General features: G+C 72.3%; 17 protein-coding genes and 1 riboswitch. Of the genes, 16 read left to right on the plus strand and 1 reads right to left on the minus strand.

Translation table 11 applies throughout. The features are described 5' to 3' along the window. Positions 1 to 149: 149 nt before the first annotated feature. From ACFV18_RS28535 to ACFV18_RS28610, 16 genes are all read left to right on the plus strand, one after another. Positions 150 to 626, plus strand: a complete 477-nt coding sequence (locus ACFV18_RS28535; RefSeq protein ID WP_380488058.1) for a DUF948 domain-containing protein — start codon at positions 150 to 152, stop codon at positions 624 to 626. A gap of 6 nt (positions 627 to 632) precedes the next feature. Then, complete coding sequence (locus ACFV18_RS28540) at positions 633 to 1,067, plus strand: DUF6167 family protein (RefSeq protein WP_380488060.1); 435 nt, start codon at positions 633 to 635, stop codon at positions 1,065 to 1,067. Continuing rightward, the gene (gene alaS, locus ACFV18_RS28545) at positions 1,067 to 3,733 is read left to right on the plus strand and encodes an alanine--tRNA ligase (protein ID WP_380488062.1); all 2,667 of its coding nucleotides are present in this window, start codon (positions 1,067 to 1,069) and stop codon (positions 3,731 to 3,733) included. Before ACFV18_RS28540 ends, alaS begins: the two co-directional genes overlap by 1 nt. Further along, positions 3,730 to 4,221 carry a Holliday junction resolvase RuvX gene (gene ruvX / locus ACFV18_RS28550; protein ID WP_380488063.1) on the plus strand — a complete coding sequence of 164 codons (492 nt, stop codon included), beginning with the start codon at positions 3,730 to 3,732 and terminating at the stop codon, positions 4,219 to 4,221. The genes alaS and ruvX overlap by 4 nt, the downstream gene beginning before the upstream one ends. Positions 4,222 to 4,309: 88 nt before the next feature. After that, complete coding sequence (gene mltG / locus ACFV18_RS28555; protein ID WP_380488065.1) at positions 4,310 to 5,503, plus strand: endolytic transglycosylase MltG; 1,194 nt, start codon at positions 4,310 to 4,312, stop codon at positions 5,501 to 5,503. A gap of 110 nt (positions 5,504 to 5,613) precedes the next feature. Next, the gene (gene mltG / locus ACFV18_RS28560; RefSeq protein WP_380488068.1) at positions 5,614 to 7,602 is read left to right on the plus strand and encodes an endolytic transglycosylase MltG; all 1,989 of its coding nucleotides are present in this window, start codon (positions 5,614 to 5,616) and stop codon (positions 7,600 to 7,602) included. 78 nt (positions 7,603 to 7,680) lie between these two features. After that, complete coding sequence (locus ACFV18_RS28565) at positions 7,681 to 8,505, plus strand: ABC transporter ATP-binding protein (RefSeq protein ID WP_380488070.1); 825 nt, start codon at positions 7,681 to 7,683, stop codon at positions 8,503 to 8,505. Positions 8,506 to 8,947: 442 nt separating this feature from the next. Continuing rightward, positions 8,948 to 9,772 carry a shikimate dehydrogenase gene (locus tag ACFV18_RS28570; RefSeq protein WP_380488137.1) on the plus strand — a complete coding sequence of 275 codons (825 nt, stop codon included), beginning with the start codon at positions 8,948 to 8,950 and terminating at the stop codon, positions 9,770 to 9,772. A 181-nt stretch (positions 9,773 to 9,953) separates the two neighbouring features. Next, complete coding sequence (aroC, locus tag ACFV18_RS28575; RefSeq protein WP_380488073.1) at positions 9,954 to 11,138, plus strand: chorismate synthase; 1,185 nt, start codon at positions 9,954 to 9,956, stop codon at positions 11,136 to 11,138. Continuing rightward, positions 11,135 to 11,656, plus strand: coding sequence for a shikimate kinase (locus ACFV18_RS28580; RefSeq protein WP_380488076.1), 522 nt, complete (start codon positions 11,135 to 11,137; stop codon positions 11,654 to 11,656). The genes aroC and ACFV18_RS28580 overlap by 4 nt, the downstream gene beginning before the upstream one ends. A 71-nt stretch (positions 11,657 to 11,727) precedes the next feature. Next, positions 11,728 to 12,816, plus strand: a complete 1,089-nt coding sequence (gene aroB / locus ACFV18_RS28585) for a 3-dehydroquinate synthase (protein ID WP_380488078.1) — start codon at positions 11,728 to 11,730, stop codon at positions 12,814 to 12,816. Further along, on the plus strand, positions 12,813 to 13,262 hold the full coding sequence (gene aroQ / locus ACFV18_RS28590; protein WP_380488080.1) for a type II 3-dehydroquinate dehydratase: 450 nt from the start codon (positions 12,813 to 12,815) through the stop codon (positions 13,260 to 13,262). The genes aroB and aroQ overlap by 4 nt, the downstream gene beginning before the upstream one ends. Positions 13,263 to 13,335: 73 nt before the next feature. Further along, positions 13,336 to 14,169: an AAA family ATPase gene (locus ACFV18_RS28595; RefSeq protein ID WP_380488082.1), complete on the plus strand. Its 834-nt coding sequence runs from the start codon at positions 13,336 to 13,338 to the stop codon at positions 14,167 to 14,169. A 324-nt stretch (positions 14,170 to 14,493) separates the two neighbouring features. Further along, positions 14,494 to 15,300 (plus strand): Fpg/Nei family DNA glycosylase, encoded by an 807-nt coding sequence (locus tag ACFV18_RS28600; protein WP_380488084.1) that lies wholly within the window; start codon positions 14,494 to 14,496, stop codon positions 15,298 to 15,300. A 96-nt stretch (positions 15,301 to 15,396) separates the two neighbouring features. Then, positions 15,397 to 16,089, plus strand: a complete 693-nt coding sequence (locus ACFV18_RS28605; RefSeq protein ID WP_380488085.1) for a DUF6445 family protein — start codon at positions 15,397 to 15,399, stop codon at positions 16,087 to 16,089. A gap of 80 nt (positions 16,090 to 16,169) precedes the next feature. Continuing rightward, positions 16,170 to 16,366: riboswitch (cobalamin riboswitch) on the plus strand. A gap of 51 nt (positions 16,367 to 16,417) precedes the next feature. After that, positions 16,418 to 17,512 (plus strand): HoxN/HupN/NixA family nickel/cobalt transporter, encoded by a 1,095-nt coding sequence (locus ACFV18_RS28610; protein WP_380488087.1) that lies wholly within the window; start codon positions 16,418 to 16,420, stop codon positions 17,510 to 17,512. Positions 17,513 to 17,519: 7 nt separating this feature from the next. Here the strand turns inward: ACFV18_RS28610 and ACFV18_RS28615 are convergent, their stop codons facing one another. Continuing rightward, positions 17,520 to 18,365: an EamA family transporter gene (locus ACFV18_RS28615; RefSeq protein ID WP_380488089.1), complete on the minus strand. Its 846-nt coding sequence runs from the start codon at positions 18,363 to 18,365 to the stop codon at positions 17,520 to 17,522. Positions 18,366 to 18,369: the final 4 nt, after the last annotated feature.

Raw genomic sequence — 18,369 nt, forward strand, 5'->3', positions numbered from 1 at the left:
CGTGTTCGCACATCCGACCGGTTCGGAGCCGGGGCGGACCTGCCGATATCCGGTCGGGGAGCGGTCGGCAGTCACGGTAGGGTTCAACCCTGGGATTGCACCCTGAAATTGCACGAGTGTGACTGGCACAGGCGAGGGAGCGCGCGAAGGTGTCCGTGGGAGAGCTGGCCGGGCTGCTGGTCGCCGTCTTCTGGGCGGTCCTGGTCACCCTGCTCGCCGTGGTCCTGGTCCGGCTGTCCAGGGTGCTGCGGGAGGCCACCGTCCTGGTCTCCGCCGTCACCGAGCAGGCCGTGCCGCTGCTGCAGGACGCGAACGCCGCCGTCCGCAGCGCGCACGAGCAGCTGGAGCGGGTGGACGAGATCACCGCCAACGTCCAGGACGCCGCGGCCGACGCCAAGGCGCTGTCCTCCACGGTGGCCGCCACCGTCGGCGGGCCGCTGGTGAAGCTGGCCGCGTTCAGCTACGGCGTGCGCCGGGCCGTGAACCGGCAGCAGGCCGGGCCCGCGGTGCCGCAGCAGAGCGGTGAGCGCGAGGAACTGGCCCGGCTGATCCGGGCCGAGGTACGGGCCGCGACCGCGCCGCGCGGCGGGCTGCTGGCCCGGGTCCGCCGGGCCGTGAGGGGCTGACCGGCGATGGTGCGCAGGATCTTCTGGATGGCGGTCGGCGCGGGCGCCACCGTCTGGGCCATGAACAAGGCCAACGAGGCGGTGCACCGCCTCACGCCCGACTCGCTGTCCGGCAGCGCCGCCCGCGGCGCGCTTCAACTCGGCGACGCCGCACGGCAGTTCGCCCGCGACGTGAAGGCCGGCATGGTCGAGCGCGAGCAGCAGCTGCGCTCCGACCTCGGCCTGGACGGCACCGCGGTCGTCGAACCGCCCCGCCGCCGCACCCTCAGCGGCGCGGCCGGGTCGGGCGGGGACCGAGCTATCTCGGCGGCCCCGGGCTCCCCGGCCGCCGCCCTGCCCACGTCCCGCGGCACCCGCCGCACCACCCCCCAGGCAATCGTTGCCAAGCCCCGTCAGCGCGAGCTGCCGGGCCGCACGACCGATCGGAAGGACCCCCACTGATGGAGTCGGCAGAGATCCGCCGCCGCTGGCTGCGCTTCTTCGAGGAGCGCGGCCACACCGTCGTACCGTCGGCCTCGCTGGTCGCCGACGACCCCACCCTGCTGCTGGTCAACGCCGGCATGGTGCCCTTCAAGCCGTACTTCCTCGGCGAGGTCAAGCCGCAGTTCTCGCGTGCCACCAGCGTGCAGAAGTGCGTCCGCACCCTGGACATCGAGGAGGTCGGGAAGACCACCCGGCACGGCTCGTTCTTCCAGATGTGCGGCAACTTCTCGTTCGGCGACTACTTCAAGGAAGGCGCCATCAAGTTCGCCTGGGAGCTGCTCACCAGCTCCGTCGCGGACGGCGGCTACGGCCTGGACCCCGAGAAGCTCTGGATCACCGTCTACAAGGACGACGACGAGGCCGAGCAGATCTGGCGCGACGTCATCGGCGTCCCGTCCGAGCGGATCCAGCGCCTGGGCATGAAGGACAACTTCTGGTCGATGGGCGTCCCCGGCCCGTGCGGCCCGTGCTCGGAGATCAACTACGACCGCGGCCCCGCGTACGGCGAGGAGGGCGGCCCGGCGGTCAACGGCGAGCGCTACCTGGAGATCTGGAACCTGGTCTTCATGCAGTACGAGCGCGGCCACGGCGACGGCAAGGACGGGTTCGAGATCCTCGGCGACCTGCCGAGCAAGAACATCGACACCGGCCTCGGCCTGGAGCGCCTCGCCGCCGTCCTGCAGGGCGTCGACAACCTGTTCGAGATCGACACCAGCCGGATGATCCTCGACCGCGCCGCCGAGCTCACCGGCCACAGCTACGGCGCCGACCACAAGTCGGACGTCTCGCTGCGCGTGGTCACCGACCACTTCCGCACCGCGCTGATGCTGGTCGGCGACGGCGTCACCCCCGGCAACGAGGGCCGCGGCTACGTGCTGCGCCGCATCCTGCGCCGGGCGATCCGCAACATGCGCCTGCTGGGCGCCACCGAGCCGGTCGCCAAGGACCTGATCGACATCTCGATCAAGGCGATGGCCCCGCAGTACCCGGAGCTGGAGACCGACCGCAAGCGCATCGAGACGGTCGTGGTCGCCGAGGAGAACGCCTTCCTCCAGACCCTGCGTTCCGGCACCAACCTGCTGGACGCCGCGGTCACCGAGACCAAGGCCGGCGGCGGCGTGGTGCTCTCCGGCGAGCAGGCGTTCAAGCTGCACGACACCTACGGCTTCCCGATCGACCTCACCCTGGAGATGGCCGAGGAGCAGGGCCTGCAGGTGGACGAGGCCGGCTTCCGCCGCCTGATGCAGGAGCAGCGCGACCGCGCCAAGGCGGACGCCAAGGCGAAGAAGATGGGCCACGCCGACGTCGCCGCGTACCGCGAGGTCGCCGACAGCGCCGGCGCGTCCGTCTTCACCGGCTACACCGCCACCGAGGGCGAGGCCACCGTGGTCGGCCTGCTGGTGGACGGCGTCCCGTCGCCGGCCGCCGGCGAGGGCGACGAGGTCGAGCTGATCCTCGACCGCACCCCGTTCTACGCCGAGGGCGGCGGCCAGCTCGCCGACCACGGCCGGATCCGGCTGGACTCCGGCGCGGTCGTCGAGATCCGCGACGTGCAGCAGCCGGTGCCGGGTGTCATCGTGCACTCTGGCGGGGTGCTGTTCGGCGAGGTGGTGCTCGGCGCGTCCGCGTACGCCACCATCGACACCGAGCGCCGCCGGGCCATCGCCCGCGCCCACTCGGCGACCCACCTGACCCACCAGGCGCTGCGCGACGCGCTCGGCCCGACGGCCGCCCAGGCCGGCTCGGAGAACGCGCCCGGCCGCTTCCGCTTCGACTTCGGCTCGCCCGCCGCCGTGCCCGGCAGCGTGCTGATCGACGTCGAGCAGAAGATCAACGACGTGCTGACCCGCGAGCTCGAGGTCACCGCCGAGGTCATGACGATGGACCAGGCCCGCAAGCAGGGCGCCATCGCGATGTTCGGCGAGAAGTACGGCGACTCGGTCCGCGTGGTCACCATCGGCGACTTCTCCAAGGAGCTGTGCGGTGGCACGCACGTCGGCAACACCGCCCAGCTGGGCCTGGTGAAGCTGCTCGGCGAGTCCTCGATCGGCTCCGGCGTGCGCCGCGTGGAGGCGCTGGTCGGCGTTGACGCGTACAAGTTCCTGGCCCGCGAGCACACCGTGGTCTCCCAGCTCACCGAGCTGGTCAAGGGCCGCCCGGAGGAGCTCCCGGAGAAGATCTCCGGCATGCTCGCCAAGCTCAAGGACGCCGAGAAGGAGATCGAGAAGTTCCGCGCCGAGAAGGTGCTGCAGGCCGCCGCGGGCCTGGCCGAAGGCGCGGAGGACGTCAAGGGCGTGGCCCTGGTCGCCGCCCGGGTCGCCGACGGCACCGGTGCGGACGAGCTGCGCAAGCTGGTGCTGGACGTCCGCGCCCGGCTCGGCAACCGCCCGGCCGTGGTCGCCGCGTTCACCGTCGCCAACGACCGCCCGCTGACCGTCATCGCCACCAGCGAGGACGCCCGCGCCCGCGGCATCAAGGCCGGCGAGCTGGTCCGCACCGCGGCGAAGACGCTCGGCGGCGGCGGTGGCGGCAAGGACGACGTGGCGCAGGGCGGCGGCAGCAACCCGGCCGCGGTCGGCGAGGCGATCGAGGCCGTGCGGGCACTGGTGGCCGAGCGCGCGTGAGTGAGGATCACAGCGTCGAAGAGAAGGTCTTCCGGCGCGGCCGGCGGATCGCCGTGGACGTCGGTGACGCCCGGATCGGGGTCGCGGTCTGCGACCCCGACGGGCTGATCGCCACGCCCGTGGAGACCGTCCCCGCCGGGGGTCGCTCGCAGGCCCGGCTCAAGGCGATCGTCGAGGAGTACGACGCGATCGAGGTCGTCGTCGGCCTGCCGCGCTCGCTGAGCGGCAAGGAAGGCCCGGCCGCCGCCAAGGTCCGCGACTACGCGGGCCGGCTGGCCGCGCTGGTCGCCCCGGTCGGCGTGCGGCTGGTGGACGAGCGGATGACCACCGTCACCGCCGCCGCCGGACTGCGCGCCTCCGGCCGGTCCTCGAAGAAGGGCCGCTCGGTGATCGACCAGGCCGCGGCCGTGGTGATCCTCCAGGCCGCCCTTGAGACCGAACGGGTGAGCGGACGCGCACCCGGCGAGAGTGTCGAGCCGATGGCCTGACCGGCCGGGGCTAGGTTCCGATCCGGGGCCCGTGCGGACGCGCGTCCGCACGGGCCCCGATCGCTGCCCGCCGCCGGGAGGCCCCGCCTTGACCGACCCGTACACCGCCCCCGGGCTCACCCCCGGCCACCTCGGCGCCCCCGTCCTCGAACCCGAGGGCGCCCCGCCCGGTCTGCCGTACGGTGTCGAACCGCCCGACCCCGGCCGCCTGCGCACCGGCGCGGCCTGTTGCCTCAGCGTGGCCGGCCTGCTCGGGGTGGCGACGGCCGCCGCCGTCGCGGTGTTCCTGGCCTGGCCCGAGGGCAAGAAACCCGCCCCCGACTTCACCGGCGCCGGCAGCGGCCGGGTGCAGGTCTCGGTGGCCCAGGGCGCCAGCATCACCCAGATCGGCAAGACCCTGACGGCCAAACACGTCATCGCCTCCACCCGGGCGTTCACCGAGGCCGCCGCCAAGAGCCCGGCCAGCAACCGGATCCAACCCGGCACCTACACCCTCAAGGAGAAGATGTCGGCCGGCGCCGCACTCAACGTGCTGCTCGACCCCGCCAACGCCAACGCCCTGACCATCCCCGAGGGCTGGCGCACGACCCAGATCTACGCCGCCATCGACACCCGGCTCGGCCTGGCCGCCGGTACCACCAAGGCCACCGTCGAGGAGCACCTCGCCGAACTCGGGCTGCCCGCCGACGCGACTGGTCACCCGGAGGGGTACCTGTTCCCGGCCAGCTACCCCATCACCGGCGACAGCACGGCACTCGGTCTGCTCCAGGAAATGGTGAAGGAAGCCGGCAGCGAGCTGGGCAGCGGCGCCGTCGCCGAGGCCGCCGCCGCGAACAACGTCACGCCCTACGGCCTGCTCGCCGTCGCCAGCCTCGCCCAGGCCGAGGCCGACAACCCCGAGGACATGACCAAGGTCGCCCGGGTCGTCTACAACCGGCTCGCCAGGAACATGCCGCTGCAGCTCGACTCCACCATCAACTACGCGCTCGGCCGCTCCACCCTCACCACCACCGTGGCCGACACCAAGCTCGACTCCCCGTTCAACACCTACGCCCACTCCGGCCTGCCGCCCACCCCCATCGGCAACCCCGGCCGGGACGCGCTGCGCGCCGCGATCCACCCCGCCGACGGTGACTGGCTGTACTTCGTGACCGTCCAACCCGGGGACACCCGGTTCACCGACAGCGCGGACCAACATCGGAAGAACGTCGACGAGTTCAACGCACACCGCGCACAGAACCCGTCCCCGACCGACTCCGGCCCCTCACCTTCCGTTCCCTGAACAACAGGGAGTGACGCCCGTTGGCTACGCTGCGGTACGGTAACGTCTCCCAGAACGGGCGGCACTAGCACGCCGGTTCGACGGACACCCTGGACGCGGTAAGGGGATCGATGACTGATCAGAGCGGGCGCTACGGCGCCCAGGGCGACCAGGCGTGGTTCCCCGGTGAACAGCAGCAGCCTCCGTACGGCCAGCAGGACTTCGGCCAGCAGTATCCGCAGGGGTACCCGCAGCAGCAGGGTGTACCGCAACAGGGTGTGCCGCAGCAGGGTGTGCCGCAGCAGGGGTTTCCGCAGCAGGGCGTGCCGCAGCAGCAGGTCCAGCAGGTGCAGCAGGTGCAGCAGGTTCCGCAGCAGCAGATGCCGATGGGTGGCCAGGGTTACCCGCAGCAGCAGGGCTTCGTCCAGCAGCAGCCGCAGGGGTATCCGCAGCAGGGCGTGCCCCAGCAGGGGGTGACGCAGGGCGGTCAACAGCAGTTCGCGCAGCAGCAGTTCGTCCAGCAGCAGGGCTTCCCGGGTGGGCAGCCGATGCAGCAGCAGGTTCCGCAGCAGCAGATGCCGATGGGCGGGCAGGGCTACCCGCAGCAGCGCGGGGCGACGCAGGGCGGTCAGCAGCAGTTCGTCCAGCAGGGGATGCAGCAGCCGATACAGCCGGGGATGCCCCAGCAGGGCGTTCAGCAGCCGGGCATGCCGCAGCCGGGCATGCCCCAGCAGGTGCAGCCGCAGCCGGGCATGCCGCAGCAGGTGCAGCCGCAGGTCGCGCCGCAGGCCCGGGTGGCCGAGCCGGCCGGTGGGCCCGGTCCGGACGGGATCGACTGGGAGGCGGAGGCCGCCGCGCTGGACAACCCGGGTTCGGCGCCCGCCGTGGCCGAGCCGGACGAGTACGACGAGCATGCGGGCGAGTCCGAGCAGTGGGCCGAGGACGAGTACGCCGAGGAGGAGGGCGGGACCGCCGCCTTCTTCTCCGAGCAGGACAACTCCCGTGAGGCCGAGCGCAAGCGCAAGGAGAAGGGAAAGAAGTCCGGCCGCCGCAACCGCGGCGCCTGCCTGGTGGTCGCCCTGGTGCTGCTCGGTGCGACCGGCGGCGCCGGCTGGTGGGGCTACGGCATGTACCAGGAGCGGTTCGGCCCGCCGCCGGACTTCGAGGGCGAGGGCACGGGCTCGGTCAACATCACCGTCGCCTCCGGCGCGGGTGGCGACGCGATCGGCAAGACCCTGAAGGACGCCGGCGTGGTCAAGAGCATCAAGGCGTTCAGCGTCGCGTACGAGAAGGACCCCAAGGGGCGAGGCATCCAGCCCGGCGTCTACACGATGAAGCACCAGATGTCCGCCGCCGCGGCGTTCAAGGTACTGCTGGAGTCGAACGGCGGCAACGCGCTGGTCATTCCCGAGGGCCTGAAGGCCGTGGAGATCTACGCCAAGATCGACGAGAAGCTGAAGCTCGACAAGGGCACCACCGCCAAGATCGCCAAGGAGCAGGCCGGCAGTCTGGGTCTGCCCGCGTACGCCAACAACAACCTGGAAGGCTTCCTCTGGCCGACCCGCTACTCGGTCGCCGACGGCATGAAGCCCGAGGAACTGCTGAAGCAGATGGTGACGAACGCCGTCCAGAAGTACAACGACCTCAAGCTGGACGAGGCGGCGCAGAGGATCGGCCTGAAGAACGCGTACGAGGTGGTGACCGAGGCCAGCATTCTGCAGGCCGAGGGCAACAACTCCGAGGACTTCGGCAAGATGGCCCGCGCCATCTCCAACCGGCTGACCACCAACGTCACCCAGCACAAGCTGGCCGTGGACACCACTCTCCAGTACTCGCTGGGCCGCACCAAGCTGACCGATCAGGAGATCAAGGACGGCTCGAACAAGTACAACTCGTACATCAACCCGGGACTGCCGCCGACCCCGATCAGCAACCCCGGCCAGGAGGCGCTCGACGCCGTCCTCAACCCGACGCCGGGCGACTGGGTGTTCTGGCTGGCCGTCTCGCCGCAGGAGACCAAGTTCGCGGTGACCGGCGCGGAGCACGCCAAGAACACCGAGGCGTGGTGCATCGGCAGGGGCAAGAAGTACGACGCCAAGAGCGTCACCTGCACGTCCTGACCGCAGAACACCGCCGACCGGTCCGGCAGGCGATACGGCTTTGCGGGTGGGTCGGGTGCAGCCGGTAGCGTGAGGCGCATGGAGACGTCGCAGAGCGTGGAGCACCCGGCCGGGGCACCGTTGCTGGAGGCCGAACGTGTGGATGTGGTCCGCGACGGGCGGTACCTGCTGAAGGACGTGTCGCTGACGGTGCGGGCGGGGGAGCACTGGGCGGTGCTCGGGGCCAACGGGGCGGGCAAGAGCACCTTGCTCTCGCTGCTGGGGGCGGTTCAGCATCCGACGGCGGGCCGTGTGAAGGTGCTCGGGCGGCAGCTCGGGCGGGTGGATGTGCGGGAGTTGCGGGCGCACCTCGGGCATGTGAATCCGCGGCATCCGCTGCGCTCGCCGTTGACGGTGCGGCAGGTGGTGCTGACCGGTGTCACGCAGTCGATCGAGCCGGATCCGTTTCGCAAGCCCACGGCCGAACAGCTCGACCACGCCGAGGAGTTGATCCACACGCTGGGCGTCGGGCACCGGGCCGACAGTGCCTGGACGACGCTCTCGCAGGGGGAGCGCGGGCGGGTGCTGATCGCCCGTGCATTGATGCCCGCGCCGCGGCTGCTGTTGCTGGACGAGCCCGCGACCGGGCTGGATCTGACCGCGCGCGAGCAGTTGCTGGAGAGCCTGGACGAGCTGCGCCGGCGCTTCCCGGAGGTGGCGTCCGTGCTGGTCACCCATCACCTGGAGGAGCTGCCGGAGACCACCAGCCACGCGCTGCTGCTGCGCGACGGCCTGGCCACCGCCGCCGGACCGGCCGCCGAGGTGCTCACCACCGAGTTGGTCTCCGAGTGCTTCCGGCACCCGATCCGGATCGGCCACAGCGAGGGCCGGTGGACGGCCCGCACTCGCCGGGGCGCCGTGTGACCGTCCGGGCCGCGGCTCGGGCGCTGCGCCCCGCGACGGATGCGGACCTGGAGGCATGGTCGAGCCGAGGGCGGCGGCGATGCGCCCCGGCCCGGAACGCCTCGCCCGCGACGGCGAGCACCGGGTCCGGCGCCGGATGTGCGACGGGTACCGGCCCGTGCGTACCTCGGCGCTGGAGGTGCCCGGCGTTCCGGCGCCGGCCGGGTGTCTGCCGCGCCGCCCGGGCGGGCAGCGGCCCGGCACGCCGGTGCCGCGTGGCCGCAGCCTTGGCGCCGTCGTGCTGTGCTCCGCTTTGGACGCCGCAGGGCCGGCCGTCCGGCCGGCTGTGCGGCGGGGCGGCCCCGTCCGGCGGCTGTACGGGCGGCGCGGCTTCGAGTGCGCGTCCGAGGGCCCGATCGACGTCAACCTGCATCGTCCCCCCCACTCCCCGAAAGGCTGTTTCGTGACCAGTCCGCACCGGGCCGCCGTGCTCGGCTCGCCGATCGCCCACTCGCTCTCGCCCGCTCTGCACCGGGCCGGTTATGCCGCGCTCGGCCTGAGCGGGTGGCGCTATGACCGGTACGAGGTTGACGAGGCCGGGCTGGAGGCGTTCGTCACCGGGCTGGACGCCACGTGGGCGGGCCTGTCGCTGACCATGCCGCTGAAGCGGGCGATCCTGCCGCTGCTGGACATCGTCAGCGACACCGCGCGGGCCGTGGACGCCGTCAACACCGTGGTGTTCGGGCCGGACGGGCGGCGGCACGGTGACAACACGGATGTGCCCGGGCTGGTCAACGCGCTGCGGGAGCGCGGCGTCGAGCGGGTCGGGTCGGCGGCGGTGCTGGGGGCCGGGGCCACTGCCTCGTCGGCGCTGGCGGCGCTCGGGCAGATCTGCGACGGTGAGGTCACGGTGTACCTGCGCAGTGCCGAACGGGCTGCCGAGATGCGGGAGTTGGGGGAGAGGCTCGGGGTGGCGGTGCGCACCGCCGACTGGGCGGACTCGGCGCGGGCGCTGGCCGGGCCGCTGACTGTCTCCACCACGCCGGTCGGTGCCACCGACGGTTTCGCGGCGCAGCTGACCGGTACCCCCGGGGTGCTGTTCGACGTGCTGTACCACCCGTGGCCGACCGCGCTGGCCGCCGCCTGCCTGGAGCGTGGCGGCACGGTGCTGGGCGGGCTGGACCTGCTGGTGCATCAGGCGGTGCTGCAGTTCGAGCGGTTCACCGGTGTCGAGCGAGGCCCGCTTGCTGAGATGCGGGCCGCGGGCGAGGCGGCGCTGGCGTCCTGAGCTGCGGCTTCGGCACGGCGATTGCGGACGTTCGCTGTCCGCCACGCGGACCGGGCGCCCGGAGGACCCGCGGACGTGAAAGGATCGGTGCTTGCCCCGTCGCGCTCCGCGGCCGGGCAGGACGAGACGCCGGACCGGCCGCCGTTCACGGCGTGCGGGCCGCTGACGAAGGAGCTTTTCGGTGGGTAGCTTGCGCTGGCTGACGGCGGGGGAGTCGCACGGCCCCGCTCTGGTCGCGACGCTGGAGGGCCTGCCGGCCGGAGTGCCGGTCACCACCGCCATGGTGGCCGACGCGCTGGCCCGCCGGCGGCTCGGCTATGGTCGCGGCGCCCGGATGAAGTTCGAGCAGGACGAGGTGACCTTCCTCGGCGGTGTCCGGCACGGCGAGACCATGGGCTCGCCGGTGGCGATCATGGTCGGCAACACCGAGTGGCCGAAGTGGGAGCAGGTCATGTCGGCCGACCCGGTCGATCCCGAGGTGCTCGCGGGCCTGGCCCGCAACGAGCCGCTGACCCGCCCCCGCCCGGGCCACGCGGACCTGGCCGGCATGCAGAAGTACTCGATCGACGAGGCCCGGCCGATCCTGGAGCGCGCCAGCGCCCGGGAGACCGCGGCCCGGGTCGCGCTCGGCGCGGTCGCCCGCTCCTACCTGAAGGAGACCTGCGGCATCGAGATCGTCAGCCACGTGGTGGAGCTGGCCGCCGCCAAGGCCCCGGCCGGGGTGCTGCCGCTGCCCGCCGACGAGGCCCGGCTGGACGAGGACCCGGTGCGCTGCCTGGACGCCGACGCGTCGAAGGCGATGGTGGCCGAGATCGACCAGGCCCACAAGGACGGCGACACCCTGGGCGGCGTGGTCGAGGTGCTGGCGTACGGGGTGCCGGTCGGCCTCGGTTCGCACGTGCACTGGGACCGCCGCCTGGACGCCCGCCTCGCCGCCGCACTGATGGGCATTCAGGCGATCAAGGGCGTCGAGGTCGGTGACGGCTTCGAGCTGGCCCGGATCCCCGGTTCCCAGGCGCACGACGAGATCCTGCCGACCCCCGAGGGCGTCAAGCGCGCCAGCGGCCGCTCCGGCGGCACCGAGGGCGGCCTGTCCACCGGCGAGCTGCTGCGCGTCCGGGCCGCGATGAAGCCGATCGCGACCGTCCCGCGCGCCCTGCAGACGCTGGACGTGCGTACCGGCGAGCCCGCGAAGGCGCACCACCAGCGTTCCGACGTGTGCGCCGTGCCGGCGGCCGGCATCGTCGCGGAGGCGATGGTGGCGCTGGTGCTGGCCGACGCGGTGGCGGAGAAGTTCGGCGGCGACAACGTCTCCGAGACCCGTCGCAACGTGCAGTCGTACCTCGACAACCTGATCGTCCGATGAGCACCCCGGCGGTTGTGCTGGTCGGCCCGCCCGGCAGTGGCAAGTCCACCGTCGGGCGGGTCCTCGCGGAGCGGCTCGGCCTGCCGTTCCGCGACACCGACGAGGACATCGAACGGACGGCCGGCAAGCCCATCCCGGAGATCTTCGTGGACGAGGGCGAGCCGCACTTCCGGCGACTGGAACGCGAGGCCGTCGCAGCCGCCGCCGCGGACCACCCTGGCGTGCTCGCGCTCGGCGGCGGCGCCGTGATGGCCCCCGCCACGCGTGAACTGCTCGCCCCGCTGCCCGTGGTGTTCCTGGAGGTCGCGCTGGCCGACGCGGTCAAGCGGGTCGGCCTGGACGCCCCCCGTCCGCTGCTCGCGGTCAACCCCCGGGCCCGCTGGCGCGAGCTGATGGAGGCCCGCCGCCCGCTGTACCTGGAGGTCGCCACCGCCGTGGTCGACACCGAGGGGCGCACCCCCGAGCAGGTCGCCGACGCCGTACTCGAAGCACTGGAGCTGAAGAACCCCTGTGAGTGAGCGAAGCGAACGAGCCAATTGGACCGGCTGTTGTCACGAAGTGACCGCCGAGCGAAGCGAAGGTGGGAGCAATGAGTGACATCGTTCGGATTGCTGTCGCGGGCAGTGACGGCCACGCCCCGTACGAGGTGCTGATCGGGCACCAGCTGCTCGGCGAACTCGCCCCGCTGATCGGCCCGAAGGCCAAGCGCGTCGCGATCATCCACCCGGAGGCGCTGGAGGCCACCGGCGAGGCGATCCGCGAGGACCTGGTCGACCAGGGCTACGAGGCGATCGTCCTGCAGGTCCCGAACGCCGAGGACGCCAAGAGCGCCGAGGTCGCCGCGTACTGCTGGTCGGTGCTCGGCCAGACCGGCTTCACCCGCAGCGATGTGATCGTCGGCCTGGGTGGCGGCTCGACCACCGACCTGGCGGGCTTCGTCGCCGCCACCTGGCTGCGCGGGGTGCGCTGGATCTCGGTGCCCACCACGCTGCTCGGCATGGTGGACGCCGCGGTCGGCGGCAAGACCGGCATCAACATCGCCGAGGGCAAGAACATGGTCGGCGCCTTCCACCCGCCCGCGGGCGTGCTGGCCGACCTCGGCACCCTGGAGACCCTCGGCAAGCACGACTACGTCTCCGGCCTGGCCGAGGTGATCAAGGCCGGCTTCATCGCCGACCCGGTGATCCTCGACCTGATCGAGCAGGATCCGGCGGCCGCCACCACCCCCGCGGGCCCGCACACCCTGGAGCTCATCCGGCGGGCCATCCAGGTCAAGGCCGACGTGGTCTCCGGCGACCTCAAGGAGTCCGGCCGCCGGGAGATCCTCAACTACGGCCACACCCTCGGCCACGCCATCGAACGCAACGAGCGCTACAAGTGGCGGCACGGCGCGGCCATCTCCATCGGCATGGTGTTCGCCGCCGAACTCGGCCGCCTGGCCGGGCGGTTGGACGACGCCACCGCCGACCGGCACCGCACCGTGCTGGCCTCGGTCGGCCTGCCGCTCAGCTACCGGGCGGACGCCTGGCCGAAGCTGCTGGACGCCATGAAGATCGACAAGAAGTCCCGCGGCGACCTGCTGCGCTTCATCGTCCTGGACGGTCTCGCCAAGACCTCCGTGCTGGAAGGCCCCGACCCGTCGCTGCTGGTCGCCGCGTACGCGGAGGTCTCCGGATGACCGCCCCCGTCCCGGTGCTGGTGCTGAACGGCCCCAACCTGGGCCGACTGGGCTCCCGCGAACCCGACGTGTACGGCTCCACCTCGTACACGGGGCTGGTCGCGCGCTGTGCCGCACTGGGTGCGCAGCTCGGTCTCGCTGTGGAGGTCAGGGAGACCAACTCCGAGGCGGAGATGGTCGGTTGGCTGCACCAGGCGGCGGACGCCAAGACTCCCGTGGTGATCAACCCCGGTGCGTTCACCCACTACTCGTACGCGATGCGGGACGCCGCGGCGCAGCGCACCGCCCCGCTGATCGAGGTGCACATCTCCAACCCGTACAGCCGCGAGACCTTCCGGCACACCTCGGTCATCGCCGCGGTCGCCTCCGGCACCATCGCGGGCTTCGGCCTCGGCTCGTACGAACTCGCCCTGCGGGCGCTGGCCGAACAGTTGACCACCCGCTGAGCGCTGCGCGGCCCGGTGGCGGACTTGTGCCCGCCACCGGGCCGACGTGTACATTCGGCGCAGGGAGGTGACGGTGAGCCAGTACGCGCAGAGCCACCATCCGGGGGGCCAGGTGCCACCCCGCCCGGGGACGCCCCCGTATCCGACGGCCCCTCAACAGCCGTACCCCGCACCGGCACTGCCCGCCACCCAGGCCATCCCCACCCTCGGACCGATCGTCACCCGCCCCGACCGGCCGACCGTCCCGCTCAAGGCCGTCGCGCCCGGCGGTACCGGGCACTTCCTGCTCCCCAGCGGCGGCACCGTCCAACTCCCTGCCGCGCCACCGCCGATGCCCGCACCGGCCGCCCCGCTGCCCGTCGGACCGATCGCCGTCCTGCTGATCGGCGCGGCCGGCGCCGGCAAGACCACCGTCGCCCGCTACTGGGCCGAGCGCCGCCCCACCCCCACCGCGCACATCAGCCTCGACGACGTCCGCGAATGGGTCCAGGCCGGGTTCGCCAACCCGCAGTCCGGCTGGAACACCGCCTCCGAGGCCCAGTACCGCCTCGCCCGCCGCACCTGCGGCTTCGCCTGCCGCAACTACCTTGCCAACGGCATCTCCTGCATCATCGACGACGCCGTCTTCCCCGACCGCCCCGCGATCGGCCTCGGCGGCTGGAAACGCCACATCGGCCCCGGCATGATCCCCGTCGTCCTGCTCCCCGGCCTCGACCGCGTCCTCGCCCGCAACGCCCAACGCTCCGGCAACCGCCGCCTCTCCGACGACGAAGTCGCCCGCATCCACGGCCGCATGGCCGGCTGGCGCACCTCCGGCCTCCCCATCATCGACAACTCCAACCTCACCGTCCCCGAGACGGCCGCGGCGCTCGACCAGGCGATCCTGAGCCGGCTGCACCAACGCTGACCCCCTGCGGGGAGCTCCCTCCACCCGACCACACGACCCGAGACGAGCACAGCGCGAGGCCGCCCGGGGCAAACCGGCTGTGCGGGGGGCTGTGGTGCGGGGTTTCCGCTGCGCGGAGGTTCGGCGGCCGGGGCCTTGGTGTGTGGGTCTCTGCCGCATGGGTCTCTGCTGTGCAGGTTCTCCTCGTGCGGGCGTCCGCCGCGCGCTTGTGCTGGGTGGGGTGGTTGCGTCGCGGGTGGGCGGTGGGCCTCTGGGGTGAAGGGGTGTCGGTGGGGGCGGGGAGAATAGGGGGGTTGGACGGGATCGATCGAGGAGTTGACGCGGGTGCCCGAGGGGCATGTGGTGCATCGGTTGGCCGGGCTGAACGGGGAGCTGTTCGGGGGGCGGGCGGTGCGGGTTTCTTCGCCGCAGGGGCGGTTCGGGGAGGGGGCCGGGCTGCTGGACGGGCGGGTGCTGGACGTGGCGGAGGCGCACGGGAAGCATCTGTTCCTGGGGTTCGGGGACGACTGGCTGCATGTGCATCTGGGGTTGTACGGGAAGTACGAGTTCGGGGTGGGGGAGGCCCCGGAGCCGGTCGGGCAGGTGCGGTTGCGGATGGAGAACGAGAGCGGGTTCGCGGATCTGCGGGGCCCGACGGCGTGCGAGGTGATCACGCCGGGGGAGAAGGCGGCGTTGCACCGGCGGCTCGGGCCGGATCCGTTGCGGCCGGGCGAGGTGGGGGATGCCGCGTGGCAGCGGATCTCGCGGAGCGGGACGACGATCGCGGCGCTGCTGATGGACCAGAAGGTGCTGGCGGGTGTCGGCAATGTGTACCGGGCGGAGGTGCTGTTCCGGCTGGGTATCAGTCCGCACCGGGCGGGCCGTGATCTGCGTCGCGCCGAGTGGGACGCGATCTGGGCGGATCTGGTGGCGCTGATGCGTGAGGGGGTCGCGGCGGGGCGGATCGACACCGTCCGGCCGGAGCACACGCCGGAGGCGATGGGGCGTCCGCCGCGGGTGGACGACCACGGTGGTGAGGTGTATGTGTACCGACGGCAGGACCAGCCCTGCCTGGTCTGTGAAACCCCGGTGCGGACCGAGGAGTTGGCGGCCCGGAACCTGTTCTGGTGCCCGCGCTGCCAGCAGTCCTGACGGGCCGTCATCACGGAGGGTAATGACAAAGCCTTGACGCAAGGTTGACCGGCCCTTGGGCGAGGGCCCCGGAGCGCGCTACCTATTGTCGGGTCCATGCCCGTGCAACCGTTCCGGGGCCCGCGCCCGACCCCGGCCCTTCCGGTCCTGCCGTACCGCAAGCCCACCAAGGGCCGCGACTACTGGGTGCTGGACGACGTCCTCCCGGACCCGGACGCGGTGCGCGCCCGGCACCTGGCCCGCACCGACTGGGACGAGGGGTACCCGCACAAGCCGGAGTCCTGGCCGGGGCTGCGGGCGATGCCCGGCCTGGAGCCGGACGAGTTGGCACACGTCGAGAAGCTGGTGCGGGAGACCGTGCAGGTGCCGCGGATCTGGGCGCTGAGCGAGGCCGAGGGCGGCACGTTCAACCACAACTGCGTGCAGGTGGTGGGGGCGGGGGAGTGCGAGCCGCGCCCGCACACCGATTCGCGTTCGCTGTGCCGCTACGCCGCCGTGCTGTACCTCAACCCGAACGTGCCGAAGCGGTGCGGGACGAGTTTCTACCGGCAGAGCCTGCCCGGGGGCCGGCTCGGCGGGAACACCGTGGTCGCCCCGCACAACAACCTGGTGGACGCGCTCGGCACCCGTTTCGTCCCGCCGGACTCGTTCACCGAGGACCTGGCCGTCCCGCACCGCTACAACCGGCTGCTGCTGTACACCGCCAACTTGATGCACACCGCCACCGAGTACTACGGCGCCACGCTGGACGAGAAGCGGATGACCTGCGTGTTCTTCTGGATGGCGTGACGCGCCGTCAACCGGCCGGGTGGGAGTGATCTGCGACACCCGCGGACGGGTCCGGTCTTGCCGCTGCGCCCGGGGCGGTTCTACGGTGGTCGGGCCGTGGTGTTCGGGAAGCCGGTGCACTGTGCCCGTCACAGGAGTCCGGAGCGGCCCTCGCCACTGTGATCGGGGAGTCGTCGGCTCCCACCTCGTGCCACTGGCCGTTCGCGGCCGGGAAGGCCGGGCGCCGACGCCGAACACCCCGTCAGCCAGGAGACCGGCCACGGCATCTCACGAAGTGATCCACGAGGTGCTGGAGCGTGATGCGCGGATGACCGCGTCCGATTCGACCATGCCCGGAAACGTCCCGGGCTCCCCTTTTCCTGCTTTCCGCTGGCGTCGCGAGGACACCTGGCGCACGGCCGGCCTGATGGCGGTGATCCTGGCCCTGCACGTGGCGGCGTTCGGGACGCTGCTGTTCCTGGTGGTGCCGGAGAAGTACCAGGTGGGTACCCAGGTGTTCGGGGTGGGCCTGGGCATCACCGCCTACACCCTGGGCATGCGGCACGCCTTCGACGCCGACCACATCGCGGTGATCGACAACACCACCCGCAAGCTGATGGCGGACGGCCGCCGGCCGGTCTCGGTGGGCTTCTGGTTCGCCCTCGGGCACTCCTCGATGGTGGTGCTGATGGCCGCGCTGGTGGCCGGCGGGGCCGCGCTGGCGGGCACGCTGATGGACAAGGACTCGACGACCCATCAGGTGCTGGGCACCATCGGCACCACCGCCTCGGGGGCGTTCCTGTACCTGATCGCGGCGCTCAACCTGGTGGCCCTGCTGGGCATTCTGCGGGTGTTCCGGGCGATGCGGGCCGGCGTGTACGACGAGGCCGAGCTGGAGAAGCACCTGAACTCCCGGGGCTTCCTGGCCCGGGTGCTGAACCGGGCGACCCGGTCGATCACCCGGCCCGGCCAGATGTTCCCGGTGGGCATGGTGCTGGGCCTGGGCTTCGACACCGCCACCGAGGTCACTCTGATGGTGATGGCGGGTTCGGGCGCGGCGTCCGGCGTGCCCTGGTACGCGATCGCCTGCATGCCGCTGCTGTTCGCGGCCGGGATGAGCCTGTTCGACACCCTGGACGGCACGTTCATGAACTTCGCCTACCAGTGGGCGTTCTCCAACCCCGTCCGCAAGGTGTACTACAACCTGACCATCACGGGGCTGTCGATCGCAGTGGCCTTCGTGATCGGCACCATCGAGCTGGTCACGGTGCTGCACGACAAGTTCGGGCTGGACGATCCGGTGTCCGGCTGGATCGCCGGACTGAGCCTGGACAACGTGGGTTTCGTGATCGTCGGCCTGTTCGTGGTGGTGTGGGCGGCGGCGATCGGCTACTGGCGGATCGCCCGCCGTTCCAAGGCGTTCTCCGGAGCGGGCACGTTCTGACGGAACGTCAACCGGCGGCCAGGATCAGCGTTCCGGCGACGGCCAGCCCGGCGCCGACCACCTGGACCCGCAGCAGGCGTTCCTTGAGCAGGCCGCGCGCCATCAGCGCCGTCACCACCGGGTAGAGGGAGGCCAGCACCGCCGCCACCGCGACCGAGCCCAGCTGGGTGGCGGCGGTGTACAGGCCGTTCGCGGCCACGTCGGCGACGCCGACGGCGGTCAGCGAGGGCAACGAACGGGCCGCGCCGCGCAGTTCGAGCGGCTCCCGGCCGGCGGCGGCGGCCAGCATGCCGATGCCGACCACCGCGTTGGTCAGTCGTTGCACGCACAGCGTCAGCAGCAGGCCGCCGTCGGCGCCGGCGTGCCCGATCAGGGCGAGCACCGCGCCGAACGCGAACGCGGCGGAGAGGGTGAGGACCAGGACCCGGCGGCTCACGGCCGGTCCGCCGCGCTGCGGGCCGCCGGCCAGCGCGACCCCGGAGATCGCCACCAGGATCCCCAACCCCTGGACGGCGCCCGGCCGTTCACCGAGGAACAGGCCCACCCCGATCGGCACCAGCACGCCGACGGTGGCCAGCGGCGACACCACGCCCATCGGCCCGAGCGCCAGCGCCCGGTAGAAGGCGAGCAGCGCGATGGGCCCGATCACCCCGGCCGCGACGGCGTACCAGAGCGCGGGCCCGGCGTCCGTCCAGCCGCCGGTGGCGGTGACGGCCAGTACGAGGACCAGGGCCGCCGCGGTCTGCGAGAGCACCACCACGCCGAGCGCGGGCAGGCGGCGGGTGATCGCGCCGCCGCCGTAGTCGGCGACGCCCCAGAGCAGGCTGGCGAGCAGCGCGAAGGCGGCGCTCATGAGG

The organism is Kitasatospora sp. NPDC059673, assembly GCF_042734215.1.
GTDB lineage: Bacteria > Actinomycetota > Actinomycetes > Streptomycetales > Streptomycetaceae > Kitasatospora.